Raw genomic sequence first — 21,245 nt, forward strand, 5'->3', positions numbered from 1 at the left:
TCACCGTGTTCCGTAGGCCGGGCCGAAAATGGGCTTGCCGCGCCGGACTGCGTCGGGCAGCGTGCGCGCTATGGGACATCTCGAGGTGGCGCACGTGGAGCACGTGCTGCCGGACGGTCGCACGCTGCTCGACGACGTCTCCTTCCGCGTGCCCGAGGGCAGCGCGACCGCCCTCGTCGGGCCCAACGGGGCGGGCAAGACGACGCTGCTGCGCCTGCTCTCGGGCGAGCTGGCGCCGCAGGCCGGCTCCGTCACGGTGACGGGCGGCCTCGGCGTCATGCCGCAGTTCGTCGGCTCGGTCCGCGACGAGACCACCGTGCGCGACCTGCTCGTCGCGGTCGCCCCGCCGCGGGTGCGCGACGCCGCGCGCGCCGTCGACGCCGCCGAGCTCGCGATCATGGAGACCGACGACGAGCCCGCCCAGATGCAGTACGCGCAAGCGCTCGCCGACTGGGCGGAGGCGCAGGGCTACGAGGCCGAGACGCTGTGGGACGTGTGCACCGTCGCAGCCATCGGCATCCCGTACGAGCAGGCCCGGTGGCGCGAGGTGCGTACCCTCTCGGGCGGCGAGCAGAAGCGTCTGGTGCTCGAGGCGCTGCTGCGCGGCCCCGATGAGGTGCTGCTGCTCGACGAGCCGGACAACTACCTGGACGTGCCAGGCAAGCGGTGGCTCGAGGGGCAGCTGCTGGCCACCCGCAAGACCGTCCTGTTCGTGTCGCACGACCGCGAGCTGCTGGCGCGCGTCGCCCATCGCATCGTCTCCCTCGAGCCCGCGCCGTCGGGCGCCGACGCCTGGGTGCATGGCGGCGGCTTCGCCACCTTCCACGAGGCGCGCCGCGAGCGGTTCGCGCGCTTTGAGGAGCTGCGCCGGCGCTGGGACGAGAAGCACGCCCAGCTGGTGCGCCTCGTGCGCGAGCTGCGGCAGGCGGCGGCGAACAGCGACGCGCTGGCGTCGCGGTACCGCGCCGCGCAGACCCGCCTGAGCAAGTTCGAGGTGGCGGGCCCGCCGCCCGAGCCGCCGCGCGAGCAGGACATCCGGATGCGGCTGCGCGGCGGGCGTACCGGCGTGCGCGCGGTGACGTGCGAGCGCCTCGGCCTCACCGGCCTGATGCAGCCGTTCGACCTCGAGGTCTTCTACGGCGAGCGCGTCGCGGTGCTGGGGTCGAACGGGTCTGGCAAGTCGCACTTCCTGCGGCTGTTGGGCGGCGACGACGTCGCGCACACGGGCGCCTGGAAGCTCGGCGCGCGCGTCGTGCCCGGCGTCTTCGCGCAGACCCACGCCCAGCCCGAGCTGTTCGGCCGCACCCTGGTGCAGGTGCTGTGGGAGGACCATGCACGCGACCGCGGTGCGGCGATGTCCGTGCTGCGGCGCTACGAGCTCACCGTCGCCGCGGACCGTGAGTTCGAGCGGCTCTCGGGCGGCCAGCAGGCGCGGTTCCAGATCCTGCTGCTCGAGCTGGCGGGCTGTACGGCGCTGCTGCTCGACGAGCCCACGGACAACCTCGACCTCGCCAGCGCCGAGGCCCTGCAGGAGGGGCTCGAGGCCTTCGACGGCACGGTCCTCGCCGTCACGCACGACCGCTGGTTCGCGCGTTCCTTCGACAGGTTCCTCGTCTTCGGGGAGGACGGCGCCGTGCGCGAGACCTCTGAGCCGGTCTGGGACGAGGGGCGCGTCGCCCGAGAACGAGCCGCTGGTTGAGCCTGTCGAAACCCGGCGCCGGGTTTCGACAGGCTCAACCAGCGGTCGTCCCGAGCGCCTCGGACGCCGTGCGCGCCCGCCGGCCGGCGACGACGTCGAGCACGTTGTCGACGAGCTGCCCGGCGACCTGCTCGGCGTCGTCACCCGCAGGGGTGATCATGCCGAGGGTCGCGCCGAGGTGGGCCGGGGCGATGATCAGCAGCACCAGGTCGAGGGGCGTCAGCTCGCTGGTGCCGCTCGCGTCGAGCAGCTCCTGGAAGAGCGTGAGCCGCGGCTGCAGGAGTTCCTCGACCCGGTCGGGCCCGGTCAGCTCGTCCCCGGACGCCCGCATCAGGGCGTCGACGAACGCGAGCCCGCCGGGGCGGTCGAACTCCTCGAGGAGGTTGCGGGCGTAGGCGAGCAGGTCGGCCCGGAGGTCGCCCGTCGCCGGCACGGGTGACCGCGCGTTGACGTCGGACACCGCGACGTCCAGCACGAGCGCCTCGCGGGTGCGCCAGCGGCGGTAGATGGTCGTCGCGTGGACGCCCGAGCGGGCGGCGACGTCGGGGATCTCGGGGGGCACGCCGCCGTTCGCGGCCATGAGCGCGCGCACCGCGTCGTGGACGGCGGCCCGCGTCCGCGCCGTCCGCCCGCCGGGGCGCACGGTGCCGGTCGCCTGGAGCGCAGGGTCATGGGGATCGGGCATGCCCCGACCTTATCGCAATCGCTCTTGCATTAGGGGTCTCGTCGCGCCTAGGCTCTGCTAACGCAAACAGCGTTGCATCAAGGGCGAGGGGGACGAGATGTCGAAGGTGCTGATCGTGGGGGCGGGGATCGCGGGCGACGCGCTGGCGGTGCTGCTGGACCGGGCCGGCTGGCAGGTCGACGTGGTCGAGATCGCGCCGTCCCTGCGCCCGGGTGGCCAGACCGTCGACCTGCGCGGGGACAGCCGCGAGGTGCTCGAGCGGCTCGGGCTGCTCGACGCCGCCCTCGCGCTCACCGTGGAGCAACGGGGCGTCGCCTGGATCGACGAGCGCGAGCAGCGGCGGGCCGAGATGCCGGTCGAGGCCTTCGGCGGCGCCGGCTTCGTCTCCTCGGAGGAGCTGCTGCGCACGGACCTCGCCCGGCTCCTGCACGGGGCCACCGGCCCGCGGACCTCGCACCGCTTCGGCGACACGGTCGTCGGCCTCACCGAGGTCGACGGCGGGGTCGCGGTCGAGTTCCGCGAGCATCCCCCCGAGATCTACGACCTCGTCGTGGGAGCGGACGGCGCCCACTCCCGGGTGCGGCAGCTCGTCTTCGGGCCCGAGGAGGCGTTCCGCCGGCCGCTCGGGCTCGCCCACGCGTGGTTCACGCTGGACGAGACGCCGACGACCCCCGCCCTCGACGGGTGGTTCCTCATGCTCAACCTGCCCGGGTCGCGTGTCGTGGAGGCACGGCCCGGGCACCCCGGCCAGCAGGAGGTCGGCCTGACGTTCCCGGCCGACGCACTGCCGCCGCGGCACGATGCCGAGGCCCGGTTCGCGCTCCTCGAAGGCACCTTCGCGGACGTCGGCTGGCGCACCGCCGAACTCCTCGCCGCCGCCCGCGTGGCCGGCGACTTCGCCCTCGACACCTACGACCAGATCCTGATGGACACCTGGTCCCGGGGCCGCGTCGTCCTCCTCGGCGACAGCGCCTGGTGCGCCAGCCCGCTGAGCGGCCTCGGCACGGCGCTCGCACTCCGGGGCGCTGCGGCGCTCGCTGACCGGCTCGGCGCCGGCCTCCCGGCGGACGTCGTGGGGGCGCTCGCCGGCTACGAGTCCGTCATGCGCCCGATGGCCCTCCGGGCGCAGGCGATGTACCCGGGGCGCGTGCGGTCGTTCGCACCGCGCACCCGGTGGGGCATCCGCGCCATGACCACCGTGATGCGGCTGGTCCAGCGCGGCCCGGTCGGCGCGTTCCTCACCCGGCACGTCGGCGACTACGGCCGCGCGGACGGCGCGCCGGAGCTCGCGGCGGCTGTGCCGAGGTAAGTCGGGCCGAGGTGAGTCGGGCCGAGGTGGGTCAGGCCGCGACGGTGCGGGCGACCTCGGCGTCGAGGGCGCCGCGGCCGAGGTGGACGTGCACGGAGTCGCCGACGGCGACGTCGTCGGCGGAGCGCACCACGTGCCCGTCCGCGCGCTGGACGACGGCGTAGCCGCGGGCGAGCGTCGAGTCGGGGGACAGGGCGCGCACCTGGGCCTCGAGGCGCCCGAGCTCGCCCGCGGCGCGCAGCAGCGTCGCGTCTAGGAGGTGGCGGGCGTGCCGCACGAGGTGGCCGATCTCGCGCTCGCGGCCGTCGACCGTCGTCTGGGGCCGGGCGAGCACCGGCCGCGACCGCAGGCCGTCGAGCCCGTGCTGCTCCCGCTCGACACGGGTGGCGACCGCGGAGCGCATCCGCCGGCGCGACTGCTCGAGGCGGAGCCGTTCCTCGCCGACGTCGGGCACGATCGCCTTGGCGGCGTCGGTGGGCGTGGAGGCGCGATGGTCGGCGACCAGGTCGAGCAGCGGGGCGTCCGTCTCGTGCCCGATGGCGCTGACCAGCGGCGTCAGGCACGCCGCGGCGGCCCGCACGAGCGCCTCGTTGCTGAACGGCAGCAGGTCCTCCACGGACCCGCCGCCGCGCGCGACGACGATCACCTCGACCTCCGGGCGGGCGTCGAGCTCCGCCAATGCCGCGCTGACCTCGCGGACGGCGTCGACGCCCTGGACGGCGACCTCGCGGATCTCGAAGCGCACCTGCGGCCAGCGGGCGCGGGCGTTGACCACGACGTCGTGCTCGGCCTTCGACTCGCGCCCGCACACGAGGCCCACGACGCCAGGCAGGAACGGTAGGGGTCGCTTGCGGTCGAGGTCGAACAGTCCCTCGGCGGCGAGCACGCGGCGCAGCTGGTCGATGCGGGCGAGCAGCTCCCCGACGCCGACCTGCCGGATCGCGGTGGCGCGCAGCGACAGCCGGCCGTTCTTCATCCAGAACTCGGGCTTGGCCTGGACCACCACGTGGTCGCCCACCTCGGGCTTGTGGTGCAGGCCTTCGTAGATCTTCGTGAGCACGTGCACGGGGAGCGACGCCTCGGCGTCGGTGTCCCGCAGGGTCACGAACTGCAGCCCCGACCGTCCGCGGTACGTGTGCTCCACGACCTGGCCCTCGACCCAGACCAGGGACATCTTGGCGACGTAGTCGCGGATCTTCGCCGACAGCAGCCGCACCGGCCAGGGCCGTTCCGCCGTCGTCTCGCGGGCGAGGGTGGGCAGGGGCTGCGGCTGGGCTTGCGACTGGGGCGTGTCCGACACGCCGTCCAGCATGCCCCACACCTCCGACGGCGCACACGCGCTCGGGTCGTCCCCGTCACAGACCGTCCACACCCGCCCGCCTAGACTGACCTGGTGACTGCGACCGCCACTGCCCACTCCCTCCCGACGTCGACCAAGCGCGTGCTGCTGGCCGCGCCGCGCGGCTACTGCGCGGGGGTCGATCGCGCCGTCGTGGCCGTTGAGAAGGCCCTGGAGACGTACGGCGCGCCCGTGTACGTGCGCAAGGAGATCGTGCACAACAAGCACGTCGTGGAGACGCTGCGTGACCGCGGTGCGATCTTCGTCAACGAGACGGATGAGGTGCCCGAGGGCGCCCGGCTCGTGTTCTCGGCCCACGGCGTCTCGCCGGCCGTCCGCGAGTCGGCCGCGGCGCGCAGCCTCGACACCATCGACGCCACCTGCCCCCTCGTGACCAAGGTGCACAAGGAGGCCGTGCGCTTCGCCAAGGACGACTACGACATCCTCCTCATCGGCCACACCGGCCACGAGGAGGTCGAGGGTACGGCGGGCGAGGCGCCCGACCACGTCCAGGTCGTGAACTCCCCGGCCGAGGTGGACCAGGTGCAGGTGCGCGACCCGGACAAGGTGGTGTGGATCTCGCAGACCACCCTGTCGGTGGACGAGACGATGGAGACGGTGCGGCGCCTGCGCGAGAAGTTCCCCGAGATGCAGGACCCGCCCAGCGACGACATCTGCTACGCCACGCAGAACCGCCAGGTCGCGGTGAAGAAGCTCGCGCCGGACTGCGACGTCGTGATCGTCGTCGGCTCGGCGAACTCGTCCAACTCGGTGCGGCTCGTCGAGGTGGCGCTGCAGGCCGGCGCGCGTACCTCCTACCGGGTGGACCGGGCGACGGAGATCGACGACGCGTGGTTCGAGGGGGCACGGACGGTCGGCGTGACGTCGGGCGCCTCGGTGCCGGAGATCCTCGTCGATGACGTGCTGACCCGCCTGGCCGGCCAGGGGTTCGGCGACGTCGAGGAGGTGCGCACCGCGACCGAGGACCTGATGTTCTCGTTGCCGCGGGAGCTGCGGGCCGGCCTCAAGGCCGCGGGCCAGGACGACAGCCGTCCTCGCCGTGGCCCCCGTACCGCGCTGCCGGTCGAGCCGGCCTGACGTCGGGCCTGTGCGGCGCGTTGGTTGAGCCTGTGCAGCGCGTTGGTTTGAGCCTGTCGAAACCTGGCTTCGAGGTTTCGACAGGCCCGCGAGAACGCCTCAGCCGGCGGCGGTGTCGTCCTTCGAGTCGTCGGTGGAGCGAGCCAGGCCCTCGTGGTCGGCGTCCACGAGGGAGTCGACCGACGAGCGGTCCTTTGCGACGACGGCGACGTCCCCGAGATCGACGACCAGCCCCTCCTCTGCCGCGAGCAGCTCGGGCTTGGTGAGCGGCCGGGTGGTGTCCTCCACGACCTTCAGCGGCTCGATGGTCATGCCCGGGTCGGCCACCTTGAGCTCGACCATGCGCCGGGCCTGCGGCAGCACGCGGGTCTCCAGGGAGCCCACGAACTCGTTGTAGCGCTTCGTCGTCGTGGTCATCGCCTGGCCGAGCTTCGAGATCTTGCCCGTCATGGTGACGATGCGGCTGTAGAGCTCCTTGCCGACCTGCAGCACCTTCTGGGCGTCCTCGGCGATCGCGTCCTGCTGCCAGGCATATGCCACCGTGCGCAGCATGGCGATCATCGTCATCGGCGTCGCGAGGATGACGTTGCGCCGCGCCGCCGTGTCGAGCAGCTCGGGCCGGCGCTCGACGGCGGCCGAGAGGATCGGCTCCGCCGGCACGAACAGCACGACGAACTCGGGGGTTGCGTCGAACTGCGACCAGTACGCCTTGCCCGACAGCACGTCGACGTGCTTCAGCAGGTCCTTGACGTGGGCGTCCAGGTGGGCCTCGGCCTCCTGCGGGACGGCGGTCGCCTGTGCCTTGAGGTAGGCGCCCAGCGGCACCTTCGAGTCGACGACGATGTTCTTGCCGCCCGCCAGGTGCACGACCATGTCCGGGACCAGCAGCTCGCCCTCCGCGCTGGTGACGTGCACCTGAACGTCGAAGTCGACGTGGGCGACCATCCCCGCGGCCTCGACCACGCGCTGCAGCTGCAGCTCGCCCCAGACGCCGCGCGTCTGGTTCGAGCGGAGCGCGGAGAGGAGGTCGTGGGTGCCCGTGCGGAGCTCGGAGTTGGCGGTCTCGAGGTGACGCAGGTGCTCCGTCAGGCTGCTGTGCCCCTCCCGGCGGGCCTTCTCGGCCTCGTCGACCCGCACCGTGACCTTCTCGAGCGTCTTGCTCATCGGGTCCAGCAGGGCGCGGATCGCCTGCTCGCGTCGCGCCAGCGTCTCGTCGTTCTTCACGGTGCTGGAGGCGAGCCGCTGCTCCGCGAGCTCGAGGAACTGCTTCTGGCTGGCCGTGAGCACCTCGTTCGCCAGGCTGCGGAACCGCTGCGCCGCCGCCTCCTGGTCGCCCTTGGCCTCCGCGAGCTGCCGCTCCAGGTCCTCGCGCACCTGACCGAGCAGGCGGTCTGCCTGCTCCCGCGTCTCCGCCACCCGGCGGTCGGCCTCCTCGCGGGCCCGGACGAGATCGCGCTCGGACTGCTCGTGCTGGGTGGCCAGCCGGCGCTCGGACTCGGCGGCCGCGCGGTCGAGGCGGCTGCGCTGCTCGGCGGCGTCGCGGCGCAGCGACTCGAGCTCCCCGTGCATACGCACGGTCTCCATCTCCTCCGACCGCCGCGAGCGCGCCGCCCGGTTCGCGTGCCCGAGCCAGCCGACCACAGCGCCCATCACCAGGGCGCCGAGCATCAGGAGCAGAGCGGTCGTCGTCGTCATGGGCTCAGGCTGCCACGGCGCACCGACAGGTCGGCGCCGACCGGCCGGGCGCCGCCGAGAACGCCGCGACGGCGACGCCCTCGCCGGTCGTCGGAGGCCCGCACTACGGTTGACCCGTGAGCGACCAGCCCGGACCGGCGCCCGGAAACGCCGTCCCCTCCCCTCCGCCCGACAACGCCGTCCCCTCCCTACCACCCGACCTCGGCGCCGCCCTCAGCCTGCGCGGGCTGTGGAAGCGGTTCGGCCAGAAGATCGCCGTCGCCGGCGTGGACCTGGACGTGCCCACGGGCTCGTTCTTCGGCCTCGTCGGGCCCAACGGGGCGGGCAAGACGACGTCGCTGTCGATGGCCACCGGCCTGCTGCGTCCCGACTTCGGCACGGTGCACGTGCACGGCACCGACCTCTGGGCCCACCCGGACCGGGCGAAGGCGACCCTCGGCGTGCTGCCCGACGGCGTCCGCCTCTTCGACCGCCTCACCGGGGCGCAGCTGCTCACTTACGCGGGCCTGCTGCGCGGCCTGGACCGCGCCACCGTGGCGGAGCGCACCGAGGACCTGCTGCAGGCCATGGACCTGGTGGCCGACCGCGACACGTTCGTCGTCGACTACTCCGCGGGCATGACCAAGAAGATCGCGCTCGCCTCGGCCATGATCCACGCTCCGCGCGTCCTCGTGCTGGACGAGCCGTTCGAGGCCGTGGACCCGGTCAGCGCCGCGAACATCCGCGACATACTGCACGCGTACGTGACCGACGGCGGCACGGTCGTGGTCTCGAGCCACGTCATGGACCTGGTGCAACGGATGTGCTCGCACGTGGCGATCATCGCGGGCGGGCACGTGCTCGCGGCCGGCACCGTGGCCGAGGTGCGTGGCGACCAGAGCCTGGAGGACCGGTTCGTGGACCTCGTGGGCGGCCGCCGGGAGTCGGAGGGATTGGCGTGGTTGCGCAGCTCGTCCGCCTCAAGCTGACCCTGCTGGCCAACACGTTCCGCCGGAGCGTGTGGCAGACGATCGGGCTCGTCGTCGGCTCCCTGTACGGGCTCGGCGTCCTCGTTCTCGTGGTGCTCGCGGCCGTGGTGGGCGGCACCGCCGACGCGGCCGTGACCGGGCAGGTGCTCACCATCGTCGGAGCGCTCGTCGTGCTCGCCTGGTGGGTGGTCCCGGTCTTCGCGTTCGGCCTCGACGCCACCCTCGACCCGCACCGCTTCGTCACCTTCGCCATCCCGCGGCGGCCGATGCTCGTCGGCCTGGCGCTGGCGGGCCTGATCTCCGTGCCGGCCGCGGTGACGGCGCTCGCGGCGCTCGGCGTGTCCTTCGCGTGGTGGCGGGAGCCCGCGGCGCTCGTCGCCGCGCTGGTGGGCGGGGTGCTCGCGGTCGCACTGTGCGTGGTCGGGTCGCGCGCGACGACGACGGTGCTCGCGCCCCTGCTGGACTCGCGCCGCTACCGCGAGGTGCTGGCGGTCGCCGCCGTGGTCCCGCTGGTGCTGATCGGGCCGGCGTTCGGCTGGCTGGCCGACGGCGTGGAGGTCACCGTGGGCGGGGACGCCGACGCGCTCGGCGCGGCGATCGCCCCGTTGGCCGAGGTGGTGGCGTGGACGCCCCTCGGCGCGCCCTGGGCCCTGGCGTCCGCGGTGCACGACGGTGCGTGGGCCCTGCTGGGCGCGCGGCTCCTGATCGCCCTCGCCACGCTCGCGCTCGCCTGGGTGGTGTGGGACCGGGCGCTCGCCCGCGAGCTGGTGACGCCGCGCGGCGGCAGCAAGGCCGGCGCCGGCAAGGGGCTCGGCTGGTTCGACCGCCTGCCCGCGACCCCGACGGGTGCGGTCGCGGCGCGCGCCGCGACGTACTGGCTGCGCGACCCTCGGTACGCGGTCTCGATCGCCATGGTGCCGCTGCTGCCGGTGGTGCTCCTCGCCATCGGGTTCTCCAACGGCGCCGGCGGCGGGCTCCTGCTGGTCATGGCGCCCCTGGCGGCCTGGCTGCTCGGGTTCGGGATCTCGAACGATGTGGGCTACGACAACACCGCGTTCGCCCTGCACGTCGCCACCGGCACCTCCGGCCGCGCGGACCGGTGGGGGCGGGTGCTGCCCGTGCTGGTGGGCGGGCTCCCGCTGTGCCTCGCGTTCGCGCTGGTGGGCTGCGGGGTCGCGCAGCGCTGGGACGCGCTGCCGGCGATGCTCGGGGTGACGTGCGCCACGCTCGGCGCGTCGCTGGGGATCTCCAGCGCCGTGTCCGCGCGGCTGGTCTACCCGGTGCCCAAGCCGGGCGACAGCCCGTTCAAGACGCCGAAGGGCGCGACGATGGCGACGATGGTCGCGCAGATGGTGGCGATGCTGATCGTGCTCGCGGTGAGCGTGCCCACCCTCGCCCTGGCACTCCCCGGGATCCTCGTGCCGCAGCCCGCGCTCGGGTGGGCGGCGCTCGGCGTCGGCCTCGTCACAGGGGTGGGCGTGCTGGCCCTGGGCGTGCGCTGGGGCGCCCGCACCTACGACCGCCGGCAGCCCGAGCTGCTGCAGCAGGTCATGGCGTTCGGCTGACGAACCGGCGGGCGGGCGAGGGTGATCCCGCCGGGTCGGTCACGGGTTCCCCAACGAGGTCGTGCGACGGCCGTGCGACGGCCGTGCGACGGTCTTGCGACGGTCTTGCGACAATGGGGGACGTGACTTCTGAGAACCACGACCACCCGACCCTCCCTGAGCGCTGGACCACCGCGACGCCCGACCTCGCCGACCTGACCCGGCTGAGCAACCTGCGCGCGGCGCTCGCGGAGCCGTTCACCGGGTCGGCGACGGTGAACTCGGAGGCGATCGCGGCCGAGGTCGCCGGTCCCATGTCGTGGACACGCCGGCAGGTCGTCGTGCGTGACCCGGACGGGGTGGTGCGGGCCTGGGCGACGGCGCACGACCGCGCGGCCGGCCGCGTCGTCGTCGGGCTCGATGTCGACCGGTCCGTGCCGCAGGCGGACGACCTCGCCGCCTGGGGGTACGCCTGGGGTGCCCGGCAGGGGCGCGAGCTCGCCGCGCAGCGGGGCCTGGGACGCACCCAGCTCGACTCGGGCGCCTACGCCGGCGACGAACGCCAGCGCGCGTGGCTCGCGGAGGCCGGCTACCGCCGCGCCCGGTCCTGGTTGCAGATGACGCGGCCCGTGCAGCCGGAGGAGGCCGCCCCCGGCGTGCTCCCGGCGCCCCGCCCCGGCGTCACCGTCCGCCGGATCGACACCCACGACGGCGGACTGCCGGTCGCCGAGGACCTGCAGACCGTGCACCGGGTGCTGGAGAGCGCGTTCGAGGACCACTTCAACTCCTACCGCGAGAGCTTCGGGGAGTTCCTGGTGCGGCTCCGCGCGGACCCGGGCCACCGGTGGGACCACTGGTGGCTCGCCCTCGTGGCCGACCCCGACGACCCGGCCTCCGTGCCCGAGCCGATGGGCGCGCTCGTGGGCGCCGTCCTGCCCTCCGGGGCGTCGGGCAAGGAGGCCAGCTACATCGAGTACCTCGGCGCCGACCGCCGGGCCCGCGGCCGCGGCGTGGCCACCGCGCTGCTGTTCGCCGTCGTCCAGGACGCGGCGGCGCGGGGGCACGACCGGGTGGGGCTCGAGGTCGACGCCGACAGCCCGACCGGGGCCGCGGCCCTCTACGAGAAGTGGGGCTGGCGCACGGCGTACGTCACCGAGTCCTGGCACCAGGACGTCGACGTCTGACCGCGCCCGGACGCGCCGCCCGGACCTGCACCCGGGTGCGTCGGTGCCCCCGCGTAGGTTCGGCGCATGACACGGTTCGGGCCGGACGACGACCTGCAGGGCGCCGAGTTCGTCGAGGCCGACATGACGGGCGCCGCGTTCCGCCTCGCGCGGCTCGACGGCGTGACGTTCGACCAGAGCTTCCTCCCGGGCGCCCGGATGCGGGGCGTCGACCTGACCGACGCGGAGATCGACGGCGAGATCACGGGCCTGCGGGTCAACGAGGTCGAGGTGGCGCCCCTGGTCGAGGCCGAGCTGGACCGGCGGTTCCCGGGGCGGGAGCAGGCGCGCTCGCAGGACCTGGCCGAGCAGCTCGCGTCGTTCGACGCGGCGTTGCTGCGCTGGGACCGCCTGCTCGAGCGCGTGGCGGCGATGCCCGCGGGGACGGTCGACGTGTCGGTCGACGGCGAGTGGTCGACCACCCAGACGCTGCGCCACCTCGTGTTCGCGGTCGACGGCTGGCTGCGCTACGGCCTGCGGGGGATGGACGACCCGTTCTGGTACGCCGGGCTGCCGTTCACCGAGTACGAGCCCGAGGTGGCGGCGCTCGGCGTCGACCTCGACGCGACCCCGTCGCTCGACGAGGTCCTCGCCGTGCACGCCGACCGGGTCGCCCAGATCCGCGCCGCCTACGCCGAGCTCGCGGGCACGGACGTCACCGTGGACGCGCCGCGCCTGCCCCCGTGGGCGCCGGACGGGATGACGCGCCCGGTCTGGCGCAGCCTCGGCGTGCTCCCGCGGGAGCACTGGGAGCACCTGCGGTTCGCGGAGCGCGATATCGACCGGCTCGCCGCGTCGTGACCGACGTGATCGTCCTCAACGGCGGCTCGAGCTCGGGCAAGACGACCATCGCGCGGCGCCTGCAGGAGCTGCTGCCGCGCCCGTGGCTCGCGCTGAGCATCGACGACCTGGTCGATGCCCTCCCGCCCTCGGTCCGCGACGGCGAGGGTGGCATCGAGCTCGGTGCAGAGGTCGTCGTCGGTGAGGCCTTCGGCGCGCTGGAGCGGGCCTGGCGGGCCGGCGTCGCGGCGACGGTGCGTGCCGGGGCGCCCGTCGTGGTCGACGACGTCTTCCTCGGAGGCGCCTCCTCCCAGGAACGGTGGCGGTCCACGCTGCACGGGCTCGACGTCCTGTGGGTCGGCGTCCGGTGCGACGCCGACATGGCGGCCGCCCGCGAGGCGTCCCGCGGCGACCGCGCGGCCGGCATGGCCGCGACGCAGGCGGTGGTCGTCCACGACGGCGTGACGTACGACGTCGAGGTCGGCACGTCGTCGGCCGGCCCAGGGGAGTGCGCCGGGGCGATCGCCGCCCGGTGCGCTGAGCCGGTGCGGGACCCGGTGGGCCGAGAGGGGGCGCGGCCCGGCACGTAGACTTGCGCAACGTGGCACTCACCATCGGCATCGTCGGCCTGCCCAACGTCGGCAAGTCCACCCTTTTCAACGCCCTGACCCGCAACCAGGTGCTCGCGGCGAACTACCCGTTCGCGACGATCGAGCCCAACGTGGGTGTGGTCCCGCTGCCGGACCCCCGCCTGGACAAGCTCGCCGAGATCTTCTCCTCGGAGCGCACCCTGCCCGCCACCGTGTCGTTCGTCGACATCGCGGGCATCGTCAAGGGCGCCTCCGAGGGCGAGGGGCTGGGCAACAAGTTCCTCGCCAACATCCGTGAGGCCGACGCGATCTGCCAGGTCACCCGCGTGTTCGACGACGGGGACGTCGTCCGCGTCGAGGGCTCGGTGGACGCCGAGGGCGACATCGAGACCATCTCCACCGAGCTGATCCTCGCCGACCTCCAGACGCTGGAGAAGTCGCTGCCGCGGATGGAGAAGGAGGTCAAGATCAAGCGTGGCGACCCCGCGCTCTTCGCCGCCGCCAGCACCGCGCAGAAGATCCTCGAGTCCGGCACCACGCTCTTCCAGGGTGCCAAGGCCGAGGGGCTCGACCTGGCCGACATCGACTCGCTGCAGCTGCTGACGGCCAAGCCGTTCATCTACGTCTTCAACACCGACGACGCCGGCCTCGCCGACAAGGGGATGCAGCAGCGGCTGCGCGACCTCGTCGCCCCCGCGGACGCCGTGTTCCTCGACGCGAAGTTCGAGGCGGAGCTCGTCGAGCTCGAGCCCGACGACGCGCGCGAGATGCTCGCCGACTCCGGCCAGGAGGAGGCGGGCCTCGACCAGCTCGCTCGCGTCGGTTTCCACACGCTCGGCCTGCAGACGTACCTCACCGCCGGCCCGAAGGAGTCCCGCGCCTGGACGATCCGCAAGGGCTGGACCGCCCCGCAGGCCGCCGGCGTCATCCACACCGACTTCGAGCGCGGCTTCATCAAGGCCGAGGTCATCTCGTTCGACGACCTCGTCGAGACCGGCTCCGTGCAGGCCGCCCGCGCCGCCGGCAAGGCGCGCATCGAGGGCAAGGACTACGTCATGCAGGACGGCGACGTCGTGGAGTTCCGCTTCAACGTCTAGCGTGACGACGGGTGCCTGCACCATCGACGCCACCAGCGGAAGGCAGGATGCATGACCGACACCGACCAGACAGCCGGGATCCTCGCCGAGGCGCGAGAGCGGGCCCTCGACGTGCGGGCCCTCTACGAGATCCTGGAGAACCGGTTCAACGGCACGACGTGGTCCCTGCACGAGCTGATGCTGGGCTTCTCCAACGACGTCGGCTACATCGGACGCCTGCTGCTCGCCCACGACGGCACCTGGGACATCGACGGCGACGTCGACGTGGAGCTGAAGCACAAGCTTGCCGAGACGCTGTGGTGGGTGTTCGTCCTCGCAGACCGGCTCGACGTCGACATCGACACCGCCTACGACGACACCATGACCCGTATCCGCACCGGACTCGAAGAGACCGTCGACCGCACCGCCTGAAAGCCTAGGCAGTCAGGGCGTGCGGATAGGCCGGCTCGCGACCCTGGAAGCTCAGGATGCTCGGGTTGCTGATCTCTCCGTCGTGGATCTCGATCGCGCGGGAGATGGTGAGATCGTTCGCCCACGCCGCCGGCCCCTCCATGACCGTGCGCAGGAACGGCAGGATCGCCTCGCTGATCTCCCACGTGGCGGAGTTCCACAGGTACGACGGGCTGTGGTCGACGGCGTAGTAGTGCACCCCTCGGCCGACCGTGAACATCGGGTCGTCGAACCCGGTGGGCCTGGCCCACTCGAATCCCATCCCCGCGTCGCAGGAGACGTCGACGACGAGGCTTCCCGGGGTGAATCCCTCGAGGTCCTCGGTGCGCAGGTAGGTCAACGGTGCGGCGACGTCCTGGAGCGTGCAGTTGACCACGATGTCGTGCGAAGCCAGGAACTCCGGGAGCAGGACGTCGCCGTCCTGCGTCTGCACCGTGCTGAGGTGGGCCGCGCCGCCGTCGGTGTTGAGCTGGATGATGTGTGCGGCGTGGATCGGCGAGCCGACGGCCGCGACACCGCGCTGCGTGAGGACCTGGATGTCGTGGATCCCGTGCGCCTTGAGCGCGGTCACCGCACCACGGGCCGTCGCGCCGAAGCCGATGACGACCGCGCTGAGTCGCGGCCCGTAGTCGCCGGTCGAGCCGATCAGGCTCAAGGCGTGCAGCACGGAGCTGTAGCCGGCGAGCTCGTTGTTCTTGTGGAACACGTGCAGGCTGAAATCGCCCCGGTGCGACCAGTGGTTCATCGCCTCGAAGGCGATCAGCGTGAGTCGGCGGTCGATCGCCGTCTGCGTCATTCCGGCGTCCTGCACGCAGTGCGGCCACCCCCACAGAACGCGGCCCTCGGGGATCGCGGCCACGTCCGCCGCCTGCGGCTTGGGCAGGAGCAGGACATCGGCCGACTCGATCACCTCGGATCGCTCCGCGACCCTGCCCACGCGCGACTCGACGTAACCCGGTTCCAGCTGGAACTCCGCGCCGTAGCCATGCTCGACCGTCATCCGCGCGCGCACGTCCGGGTCGATCCGGTCCAGGTGATGCGGATGTATCGGTAGCCGGTGCTCGTTCTCCATCGAGGAGCTCGCGAGCAGCCCGAGGGTGAGCAGATCATCGCTCGGCGAGGCGTCGTTCGACGACTCGGCGGGGACAGCGGAAAGTTGAGCGGCGCCGGACATTCGGACTCCCATCATCGGGGAACCAAGGTCGTCAGCTCCTGGCCCGATAGTACGCTGACGTGCCGCGGGACCTGGCCGAGGGCCGGAGTCGGTCACGGGGTCGGCGGCAGAGGGGGAGATCCGTGCTGGTGAGCTGGGCGGCAGTCGGGGGCGTAGCCCTCGTGGAACTGGGGATGGCGCTGACGCCGGGACCGAACATGATCCATCTGGCGTCGCGGTCGATCGGGCAGGGGACCCGTGCCGGGCTGACCGCCCTGGCCGGGACGGCGGTCGGCTTCCTGGCGTACCTCGTGGCCGCAACGCTCGGCCTCGCGGCGCTGTTTGCCGCCGTGCCCGCGGCCTTCGTCGCCGTGAAGGTCGCCGGGGCGGTCTACCTCGGCTGTCTCGCCTGGCAGATGCTCCGCCCCGGCGGTCGGTCCGTGTTCGATCCGGCGGAGGTGGCGCCGATACGCCCACGACGGCTGTTCGGCATGGGCCTGGTCACCAACCTGCTCAACCCGAAGATCGCCGTGCTGTACGCCGCCCTGCTCCCGCAGTTCATCGATCCGACCCGCACGCTGTGGCCCCAGTTCCTGCTGCTCGGTGGCGTCCAGGTCCTCATCGGGGTCACCGTGAACGGCCTGGTCGTCCTGGGCGCGGGAAGGCTCGCCGGCTTCCTGCGCGGCCGTCCGCGGGCGATGCAGGTGCAGCGCTGGCTGTCGGGGACCGTGCTGGCCGGGTTCGCCGTCAAGCTCGCCCTCGAACGGCAGCCCGCGTCGTAGTCCCCGGTCCCTGTCGTCGTCCTCGGAGAGGGCGGCTCGCCGCCGACTCGCTTGCGTCCGGTAGCAGCCGTTGGGAGCCTATCGGGATGAATCTCCCAGCCCGCGCGCCCGAGGCACCGTCACGCGCTCGTCACGCGGCAGCGTTCGTGGCGGGGCTCCTGGTCGCCAACTCTGCACCCCACGTCGCGTCGGCCGTGACGGGACGCGAGCATCTGACGCCGCTGGCGGGCAGGGAGTCGTCGCCGCTGGTCAATCTCGCGTGGGGTGCGGCCAACCTCGGCTGCGGGCTCGCGCTGGTGCGCGCGGCCGCGGGGAGGGGGCGGCGTTGGGACCGGCGGCTCGTCACCTTCGAGGCGGGCGTCGTGACCTTCGCCGCCTGGATGGTGGTGAGCGAGGGGCTGATGCCCTTGAACTCGATCCCTCGTCCGGGCGGGCGGCGCGCAGGTGCGAGCTCACGTCGGAACCAGACCTGGTGAGGCGAAGACGGTGTGCACCGCCCTGGCGTAGAGCACGGAGTCCGGCGCACGGTCGGCGAGACCGACGAAACCCGCCGTCGCCAGGAGGGTGTCGTCGAGCTGGACGAGCTCGGCGCGCTGCAGAGGGCACGGTTCGTGGTGGTTCCGGCAGTAGAGCGTGCGACCGAGGTGCGCCTCGTGGAACGCCCAGCGGGCGGTGAGCGCGGTGGCGATCGGATCGGCGGCGACCTCCGCGGTGCTCGCCGGGTCGTCGACCGGGCGGACCACGATCCGGGAAGCGGCAGCTCCTCGGCCGTGCCGCCTCGTCGTGTAGGCGATCGATCCGTCGATGCGGCGGATCGACATCGAGGCCCACTGGTACCTGAGGCCGAAGGCGGCCCTGGCGACCAGCACGGGGACGAGGCGCGAGGCCTCCAGGCTCAGGAAGACGACGCCCCGGCGGCCCTGCGAGTCGACCGAGTACAGGCGCACGTTGACCTCGGGAAAGTCCCCCAGCCAGGGGATGCGCGGCCCGCCGAAGAGGGCGGTCCGAGACATCTGGAACGCGACGAGCCCGACCCAAGCGGTCCCGTCGACGACGTCCGGCACGCAGCCGGCCGGCAGGTGCCGCGCCACCACGCACGGGTCCACGCGCCAGTGCAGGAACGAGACCTCGCTCCATCGCTGCCGCATGATGCCCTTGCGGCCCAAGGGCGGTGCTACGGCGGAGATCTCCTCGATGCGCATCTCGGTCTATCCGGGTCGGCGGACTGGGGACGGACAAGTATGCCCCTCAGGCGCGACGGGGCGGGGCCTCCTGGACGTCGACGTCGCGGTCGGCGACCCGCTCGAGGGCGAAGTAGTAGAGGTCGCCGTGGTCGGCGGCCTCCCGCCCGGTCATCACACCGAGGACGGCGTCGTCGGACACCCGGGTGAAGTGGTCGATGATCGGCTGCCCGTCGTAGACCATCGACGCCGTGCGGATGCCGTCGTGCTCGACCGTCCGCAACGTCGCGCCGCCGCGGGCGAGCCTCTCCTGGCCGACGAGCATGCCGTCCGGGCCCTCGCACACGAGCGGGAGCACGTCGTCGTCGGCGCGGAAGAGCTTGCCGAACCAGTGGCTGCGGGTCAGCAGCGCCTGGGTGCGATGCCCGATGCTGACGCCGAACCCTCGCCAGAGCCCGCGCAGCTCGGCGGTCCCCACGGGCGGCAGCGAGCGCCAGAGCCCGGGGAGGTCGCGCGCGGGGATCCTGCCGTCCCGCAGCAGGTCGATCAGATCGCCGCGGAGCGGCGTGGGGGAGGCGCCGGGGTCGCCCATCCGCAGCACCGGCTTGATCGCGCGCCCCGCGCGCACGTCGTCGATCGCCGTCGCGACGTCGGCGAACGGGTAGGTGCGCACCAGCCGCTCGACCGGCAGCCGGCCGGCGCGCCAGAGCGCCACGAGCGTCGGGATGTCCCGGGTCACGTCGGCATCGCCCTCGATGACGCCCGTCAGGGTGCGGCCCCAGAGCACCTGCGTCTGCGACACCGTGATCCGGTTGGCTCCGGCGTGCAGCGCCACCGTGGCGCAGACCCCTCGCGGGGCCAGCGCGGCCAGACCGAGGTCCACCGTCTCCTGCCGCCCGACGGTGTCGAGCGCGTGCGTCGCCGCGAGGGTGCGTGCCGGTACATCGTCCGGCGTGTGCGCCTCGGTCGCACCGAGCTCGAGCGCCAGGGCCCGCCGGTCGGCCGCGGGGTCGCTGACCACGATGCGCCGCACGCCGCGGTGCTTCGCCGCCATGACGGCGGCGAGACCGGTCGTGCCCGCTCCGATCACGAGCAGGGTGTCGTCCGGTCCGGGAGCCAGCACGCGGAGCACCGTGCCCGCGCCGGTGAGGATCCCGCAGCCGAGCGGCGCCGCCACCTCCCAGGGCACGTCGTCGCCGATGCGGACGGCGTTGGTGGCGCGCGCCAGTGCGTGCGTCGCCCAGGACGACTGCGCCATCCAGCCGGTGGTCGCCGGGACGCCGTCGACGACGGCTCCCGCCCGCGACCGGTAGTTGAGGTCCGCGAACCGCTCGCAATAGGCGGGGTGCCCGTCCGCGCACGACGCGCAGCCTCCGCACGAGTCGAAGCTCAGCACCACGCGATCGCCGGGCCGGAGCGAGTCGACGCCGGGCCCGACCGCCTCCACGACGCCGGCGCCCTCGTGCCCGAACACCGCCGGGAAGCGGTCGCCGGCCCCGCCGGCGATGCCGAAGAGATCGGTGGGGCACACACCGGAAGCGAGGATGCGGACCAGGATCTCGCCGTCGCCGGGCTCGCTCATCGTGACGTCCGAGAGCGCCACGGGTCCGCCGGGTTCGTGAACCAGGGCGGCCACGGCCGCCGTCATCGTCCGGGCCGGGGGGAGCGCAGAGGGGTGAAGCGCGGTGGTGCAGGTGCGGGGATCGCCCTCGGGGCCAGGTCGGACATCGGTGCCTCTCCCTCGTGCGTCGTCGGAGGATGTCGCGCCACAGGGGCCACGGCATCGCCCCGAGTCTGGCAGCGCCCGCGCCGGAAGTCACGGAGCTTGTTAATGGCAATTCACATCGGCATCGCTTCGAGGAGGCGGCCGCCTGTCCGCACCGGCGACATGGCCCGGCTGCTGAAAGGGTGCACAACGCCTGGCTCGTGGAGGAGTCGACGCCGCGCGGCTGACGCGCCCCGGCCGCGTGCCGGTGCCGCACGCCACACCACTGACCCGGTCCGCTCTCCCGCCGGATATCGGGGCAGGTCAGAGCCTTTGCGCCTCCTGCGGGGGACGCGGGGCGTGCGCCCGATGGGCCGGGGGAAGGGCGGAACGGGTGAACGATCCCGCGCGTCGCTGCCTACATTGGGGCCGATGTTGCTCCAGGCTCCCTCCCCACCCGCGCGTGATCTCGGCCGACCGCGCAGCGCGGCGGGAGGCGGCGCGAGCCCGCGACCGGCGACGCTGCCCTGGGCACGGCTGACGTCGGTGCCGGTGCTGTTCCTGGCGCTGCTCGGCGTGACGCTGCTGGCCGCCGGCCCGTTCCGGGGCGTCGACGAGGCCGCCCACCAGTACTGGGTGGCCCGGCTCACCCCGGGGCTGCAGCCGTTCATCCAGCACGTGCTCGACCCGATCGCCGGGCAGGCGGTCTGCCTGCCCGTGCTCGTCGTCGTCGCCGGCACGCTGTCGTGGCGCCACCGCACGTGGCGGCCGCTGGGCTGCGCGGCCGCCACCGAGCTGGCGTTCTACGGGGGAGTGGGGCTGCTCAAGGTGGTGCTCGCCCGCCCCGCGCCGACGACCGACGACGCCGACCTGTTCGGTGGCGGCCTGCGCGCCCTGGGGTGGAGCGGGATCAGCTTCCCGTCGGGCCATGCGGCCGAGGCCGTGCTCGTCTACGGCGCGGCGGTGTACCTCGTGAGCCGGTGGACCACGGTGTCGCCGCGCACCCTGCGCACCCTGCGGCTCGCGGTGGGCGTCGTCGCGCTGAACGCGGTGGCGGTGTCGTACTACCTCGGGTGGCACTGGATCTCGGACCTCGTGGGCGGCCTGCTCGTGGGCGGCCTCCTGCTGCGCCTGCTGGTCGTGGCCGACCGGCGCGGGTGGCGCCGCCGCTCGGCGAGTCGCGTCGTCGACTCTGTCCCGGGTCAGCACGGCTAGCTCACGCCCGCTGTCCGTGCTTACACGACGACGGCCACCCCGGCCAGGGCCAGGTACACGCCGCCGGTCGCGCGGCCCAGGCGCCGGCGGGCTCGCTCCGACCCACGCAGTCGACCCGACATCCGGTCGGCGAGGACGGCGTAGGTGCTGTCCACGAGAGTGGCCAGCACCACGAACACCGCCCCCAGGACGGCGAGCTGCGCGGCGACCGCGCCGTGCCCCGGCCGCACGAACTGGGGCAGGAACGCGAGGAAGAACAGCGCGGTCTTCGGGTTGAGCACGTCCACGAGCACGCCGTCGGCGAAGAGCCGCCAGGGCCGGGGCACAGCCTTAGCGGCGCCGTCGTCCGCCGTCGCGGGCTGGGCGCGGGCCGTGCGCAGCTCCCGCACCCCCAGCCACACCAGGTAGGCGGCGCCCGCCCAGCGGACCGCGTCGAACAGGGCGGGGGACCGCGCCAGCAGGGCGGCCAGCCCGGCGGCCGCCGCGACCACGTGCAGCGCGGCGCCGGTCTCGAGCCCCGCCATCGACCAGAGGCCCGCCCGCCGGCCTTGGACGGTGCTGCGCGCGACGACGTACACGACCGACGGTCCCGGAACGGCCAGCGTCGCGAGCGAGGCTCCCAGGAAGCCCAGCAGCGCCGGGGCGACCGGCAGCAGCGCGGTCACGCTCTCCATCGCCTGCGTGGTCATGGTGGTGAGGAGGGCGGGCGCCGGCTGTCCGTGACATCCGTTC

The 21,245-nt window shown here is 73.4% G+C and carries 20 protein-coding genes; 13 read left to right on the forward strand and 7 right to left on the reverse strand.

Annotation, left to right across the window (positions count from 1 at the left end; genetic code table 11):
• The first annotated feature begins 70 nt into the window (after positions 1–70).
• On the forward strand, positions 71–1,699 hold the full coding sequence (locus AC1C2W_RS03885) for an ABC-F family ATP-binding cassette domain-containing protein (RefSeq protein WP_495412434.1): 1,629 nt from the start codon (positions 71–73) through the stop codon (positions 1,697–1,699).
• A gap of 34 nt (positions 1,700–1,733) precedes the next feature.
• On the opposite strand, the gene AC1C2W_RS03890 is transcribed toward AC1C2W_RS03885, so the two are convergent.
• Positions 1,734–2,384: a TetR/AcrR family transcriptional regulator gene (locus AC1C2W_RS03890; RefSeq protein WP_495387697.1), complete on the reverse strand. Its 651-nt coding sequence runs from the start codon at positions 2,382–2,384 to the stop codon at positions 1,734–1,736.
• 97 nt (positions 2,385–2,481) lie between these two features.
• Here AC1C2W_RS03890 and AC1C2W_RS03895 point away from each other — a divergent pair, with 97 nt between their 5' ends.
• The gene (locus AC1C2W_RS03895) at positions 2,482–3,693 is read left to right on the forward strand and encodes an FAD-dependent monooxygenase (RefSeq protein WP_495412435.1); all 1,212 of its coding nucleotides are present in this window, start codon (positions 2,482–2,484) and stop codon (positions 3,691–3,693) included.
• A 31-nt stretch (positions 3,694–3,724) separates the two neighbouring features.
• Here the strand turns inward: AC1C2W_RS03895 and xseA are convergent, their stop codons facing one another.
• The gene (gene xseA, locus AC1C2W_RS03900) at positions 3,725–5,005 is read right to left on the reverse strand and encodes an exodeoxyribonuclease VII large subunit (protein WP_495412436.1); all 1,281 of its coding nucleotides are present in this window, start codon (positions 5,003–5,005) and stop codon (positions 3,725–3,727) included.
• An 81-nt stretch (positions 5,006–5,086) separates the two neighbouring features.
• Between xseA and AC1C2W_RS03905 the strand changes: the two genes are divergently transcribed.
• Positions 5,087–6,130 (forward strand): 4-hydroxy-3-methylbut-2-enyl diphosphate reductase, encoded by a 1,044-nt coding sequence (locus AC1C2W_RS03905; protein WP_495387694.1) that lies wholly within the window; start codon positions 5,087–5,089, stop codon positions 6,128–6,130.
• A 99-nt stretch (positions 6,131–6,229) separates the two neighbouring features.
• On the opposite strand, the gene AC1C2W_RS03910 is transcribed toward AC1C2W_RS03905, so the two are convergent.
• Positions 6,230–7,825 (reverse strand): DNA recombination protein RmuC, encoded by a 1,596-nt coding sequence (locus tag AC1C2W_RS03910; RefSeq protein ID WP_495387693.1) that lies wholly within the window; start codon positions 7,823–7,825, stop codon positions 6,230–6,232.
• A gap of 116 nt (positions 7,826–7,941) precedes the next feature.
• On the opposite strand from AC1C2W_RS03910, the gene AC1C2W_RS03915 reads away from it, so the two are divergent.
• From AC1C2W_RS03915 to AC1C2W_RS03945, 7 genes are all read left to right on the forward strand, one after another.
• Positions 7,942–8,793 carry an ABC transporter ATP-binding protein gene (locus tag AC1C2W_RS03915; RefSeq protein ID WP_495412437.1) on the forward strand — a complete coding sequence of 284 codons (852 nt, stop codon included), beginning with the start codon at positions 7,942–7,944 and terminating at the stop codon, positions 8,791–8,793.
• A complete protein-coding gene (locus AC1C2W_RS03920; RefSeq protein ID WP_495412438.1) occupies positions 8,763–10,358 on the forward strand; it encodes a hypothetical protein in 1,596 nt (531 codons plus the stop codon). The genes AC1C2W_RS03915 and AC1C2W_RS03920 overlap by 31 nt, the downstream gene beginning before the upstream one ends.
• Before the next feature lie 122 nt (positions 10,359–10,480).
• Positions 10,481–11,521 (forward strand): GNAT family N-acetyltransferase, encoded by a 1,041-nt coding sequence (locus AC1C2W_RS03925; protein ID WP_495412439.1) that lies wholly within the window; start codon positions 10,481–10,483, stop codon positions 11,519–11,521.
• Between the two features lie 66 nt (positions 11,522–11,587).
• Positions 11,588–12,361 carry a DinB family protein gene (locus AC1C2W_RS03930; RefSeq protein WP_495412440.1) on the forward strand — a complete coding sequence of 258 codons (774 nt, stop codon included), beginning with the start codon at positions 11,588–11,590 and terminating at the stop codon, positions 12,359–12,361.
• Positions 12,358–12,930: a chloramphenicol phosphotransferase CPT family protein gene (locus AC1C2W_RS03935; protein ID WP_495412441.1), complete on the forward strand. Its 573-nt coding sequence runs from the start codon at positions 12,358–12,360 to the stop codon at positions 12,928–12,930. Before AC1C2W_RS03930 ends, AC1C2W_RS03935 begins: the two co-directional genes overlap by 4 nt.
• An 11-nt stretch (positions 12,931–12,941) precedes the next feature.
• Complete coding sequence (gene ychF, locus AC1C2W_RS03940) at positions 12,942–14,027, forward strand: redox-regulated ATPase YchF (RefSeq protein ID WP_495387687.1); 1,086 nt, start codon at positions 12,942–12,944, stop codon at positions 14,025–14,027.
• A gap of 51 nt (positions 14,028–14,078) precedes the next feature.
• Complete coding sequence (locus tag AC1C2W_RS03945) at positions 14,079–14,438, forward strand: nucleoside triphosphate pyrophosphohydrolase family protein (RefSeq protein ID WP_495387686.1); 360 nt, start codon at positions 14,079–14,081, stop codon at positions 14,436–14,438.
• Positions 14,439–14,442: 4 nt separating this feature from the next.
• Here AC1C2W_RS03945 and AC1C2W_RS03950 read toward each other — a convergent pair whose 3' ends face one another.
• Entirely contained in the window at positions 14,443–15,651 is a 1,209-nt protein-coding gene (locus AC1C2W_RS03950; RefSeq protein WP_495388418.1) for a N(5)-(carboxyethyl)ornithine synthase, read from the reverse strand.
• Positions 15,652–15,773: 122 nt separating this feature from the next.
• Between AC1C2W_RS03950 and AC1C2W_RS03955 the strand changes: the two genes are divergently transcribed.
• On the forward strand, positions 15,774–16,412 hold the full coding sequence (locus AC1C2W_RS03955; RefSeq protein ID WP_495387685.1) for a LysE family translocator: 639 nt from the start codon (positions 15,774–15,776) through the stop codon (positions 16,410–16,412).
• Positions 16,413–16,498: 86 nt separating this feature from the next.
• Positions 16,499–16,888, forward strand: a complete 390-nt coding sequence (locus tag AC1C2W_RS03960; RefSeq protein ID WP_495387684.1) for a hypothetical protein — start codon at positions 16,499–16,501, stop codon at positions 16,886–16,888.
• Here AC1C2W_RS03960 and AC1C2W_RS03965 read toward each other — a convergent pair.
• Positions 16,865–17,614: a YqjF family protein gene (locus tag AC1C2W_RS03965; RefSeq protein WP_495412442.1), complete on the reverse strand. Its 750-nt coding sequence runs from the start codon at positions 17,612–17,614 to the stop codon at positions 16,865–16,867. The two genes, AC1C2W_RS03960 and AC1C2W_RS03965, sit on opposite strands and share 24 nt — an antisense overlap.
• A gap of 46 nt (positions 17,615–17,660) precedes the next feature.
• Positions 17,661–19,229: an alcohol dehydrogenase catalytic domain-containing protein gene (locus tag AC1C2W_RS03970; protein ID WP_495412443.1), complete on the reverse strand. Its 1,569-nt coding sequence runs from the start codon at positions 19,227–19,229 to the stop codon at positions 17,661–17,663.
• 501 nt (positions 19,230–19,730) lie between these two features.
• Here AC1C2W_RS03970 and AC1C2W_RS03975 point away from each other — a divergent pair.
• Positions 19,731–20,513 carry a phosphatase PAP2 family protein gene (locus tag AC1C2W_RS03975; protein ID WP_495412444.1) on the forward strand — a complete coding sequence of 261 codons (783 nt, stop codon included), beginning with the start codon at positions 19,731–19,733 and terminating at the stop codon, positions 20,511–20,513.
• A 20-nt stretch (positions 20,514–20,533) separates the two neighbouring features.
• Here AC1C2W_RS03975 and AC1C2W_RS03980 read toward each other — a convergent pair whose 3' ends face one another.
• The gene (locus AC1C2W_RS03980) at positions 20,534–21,202 is read right to left on the reverse strand and encodes a LysE family translocator (RefSeq protein ID WP_495387680.1); all 669 of its coding nucleotides are present in this window, start codon (positions 21,200–21,202) and stop codon (positions 20,534–20,536) included.
• Positions 21,203–21,245 lie beyond the last annotated feature (43 nt).

This window comes from Isoptericola sp. Y581 (genome assembly GCF_059445475.1).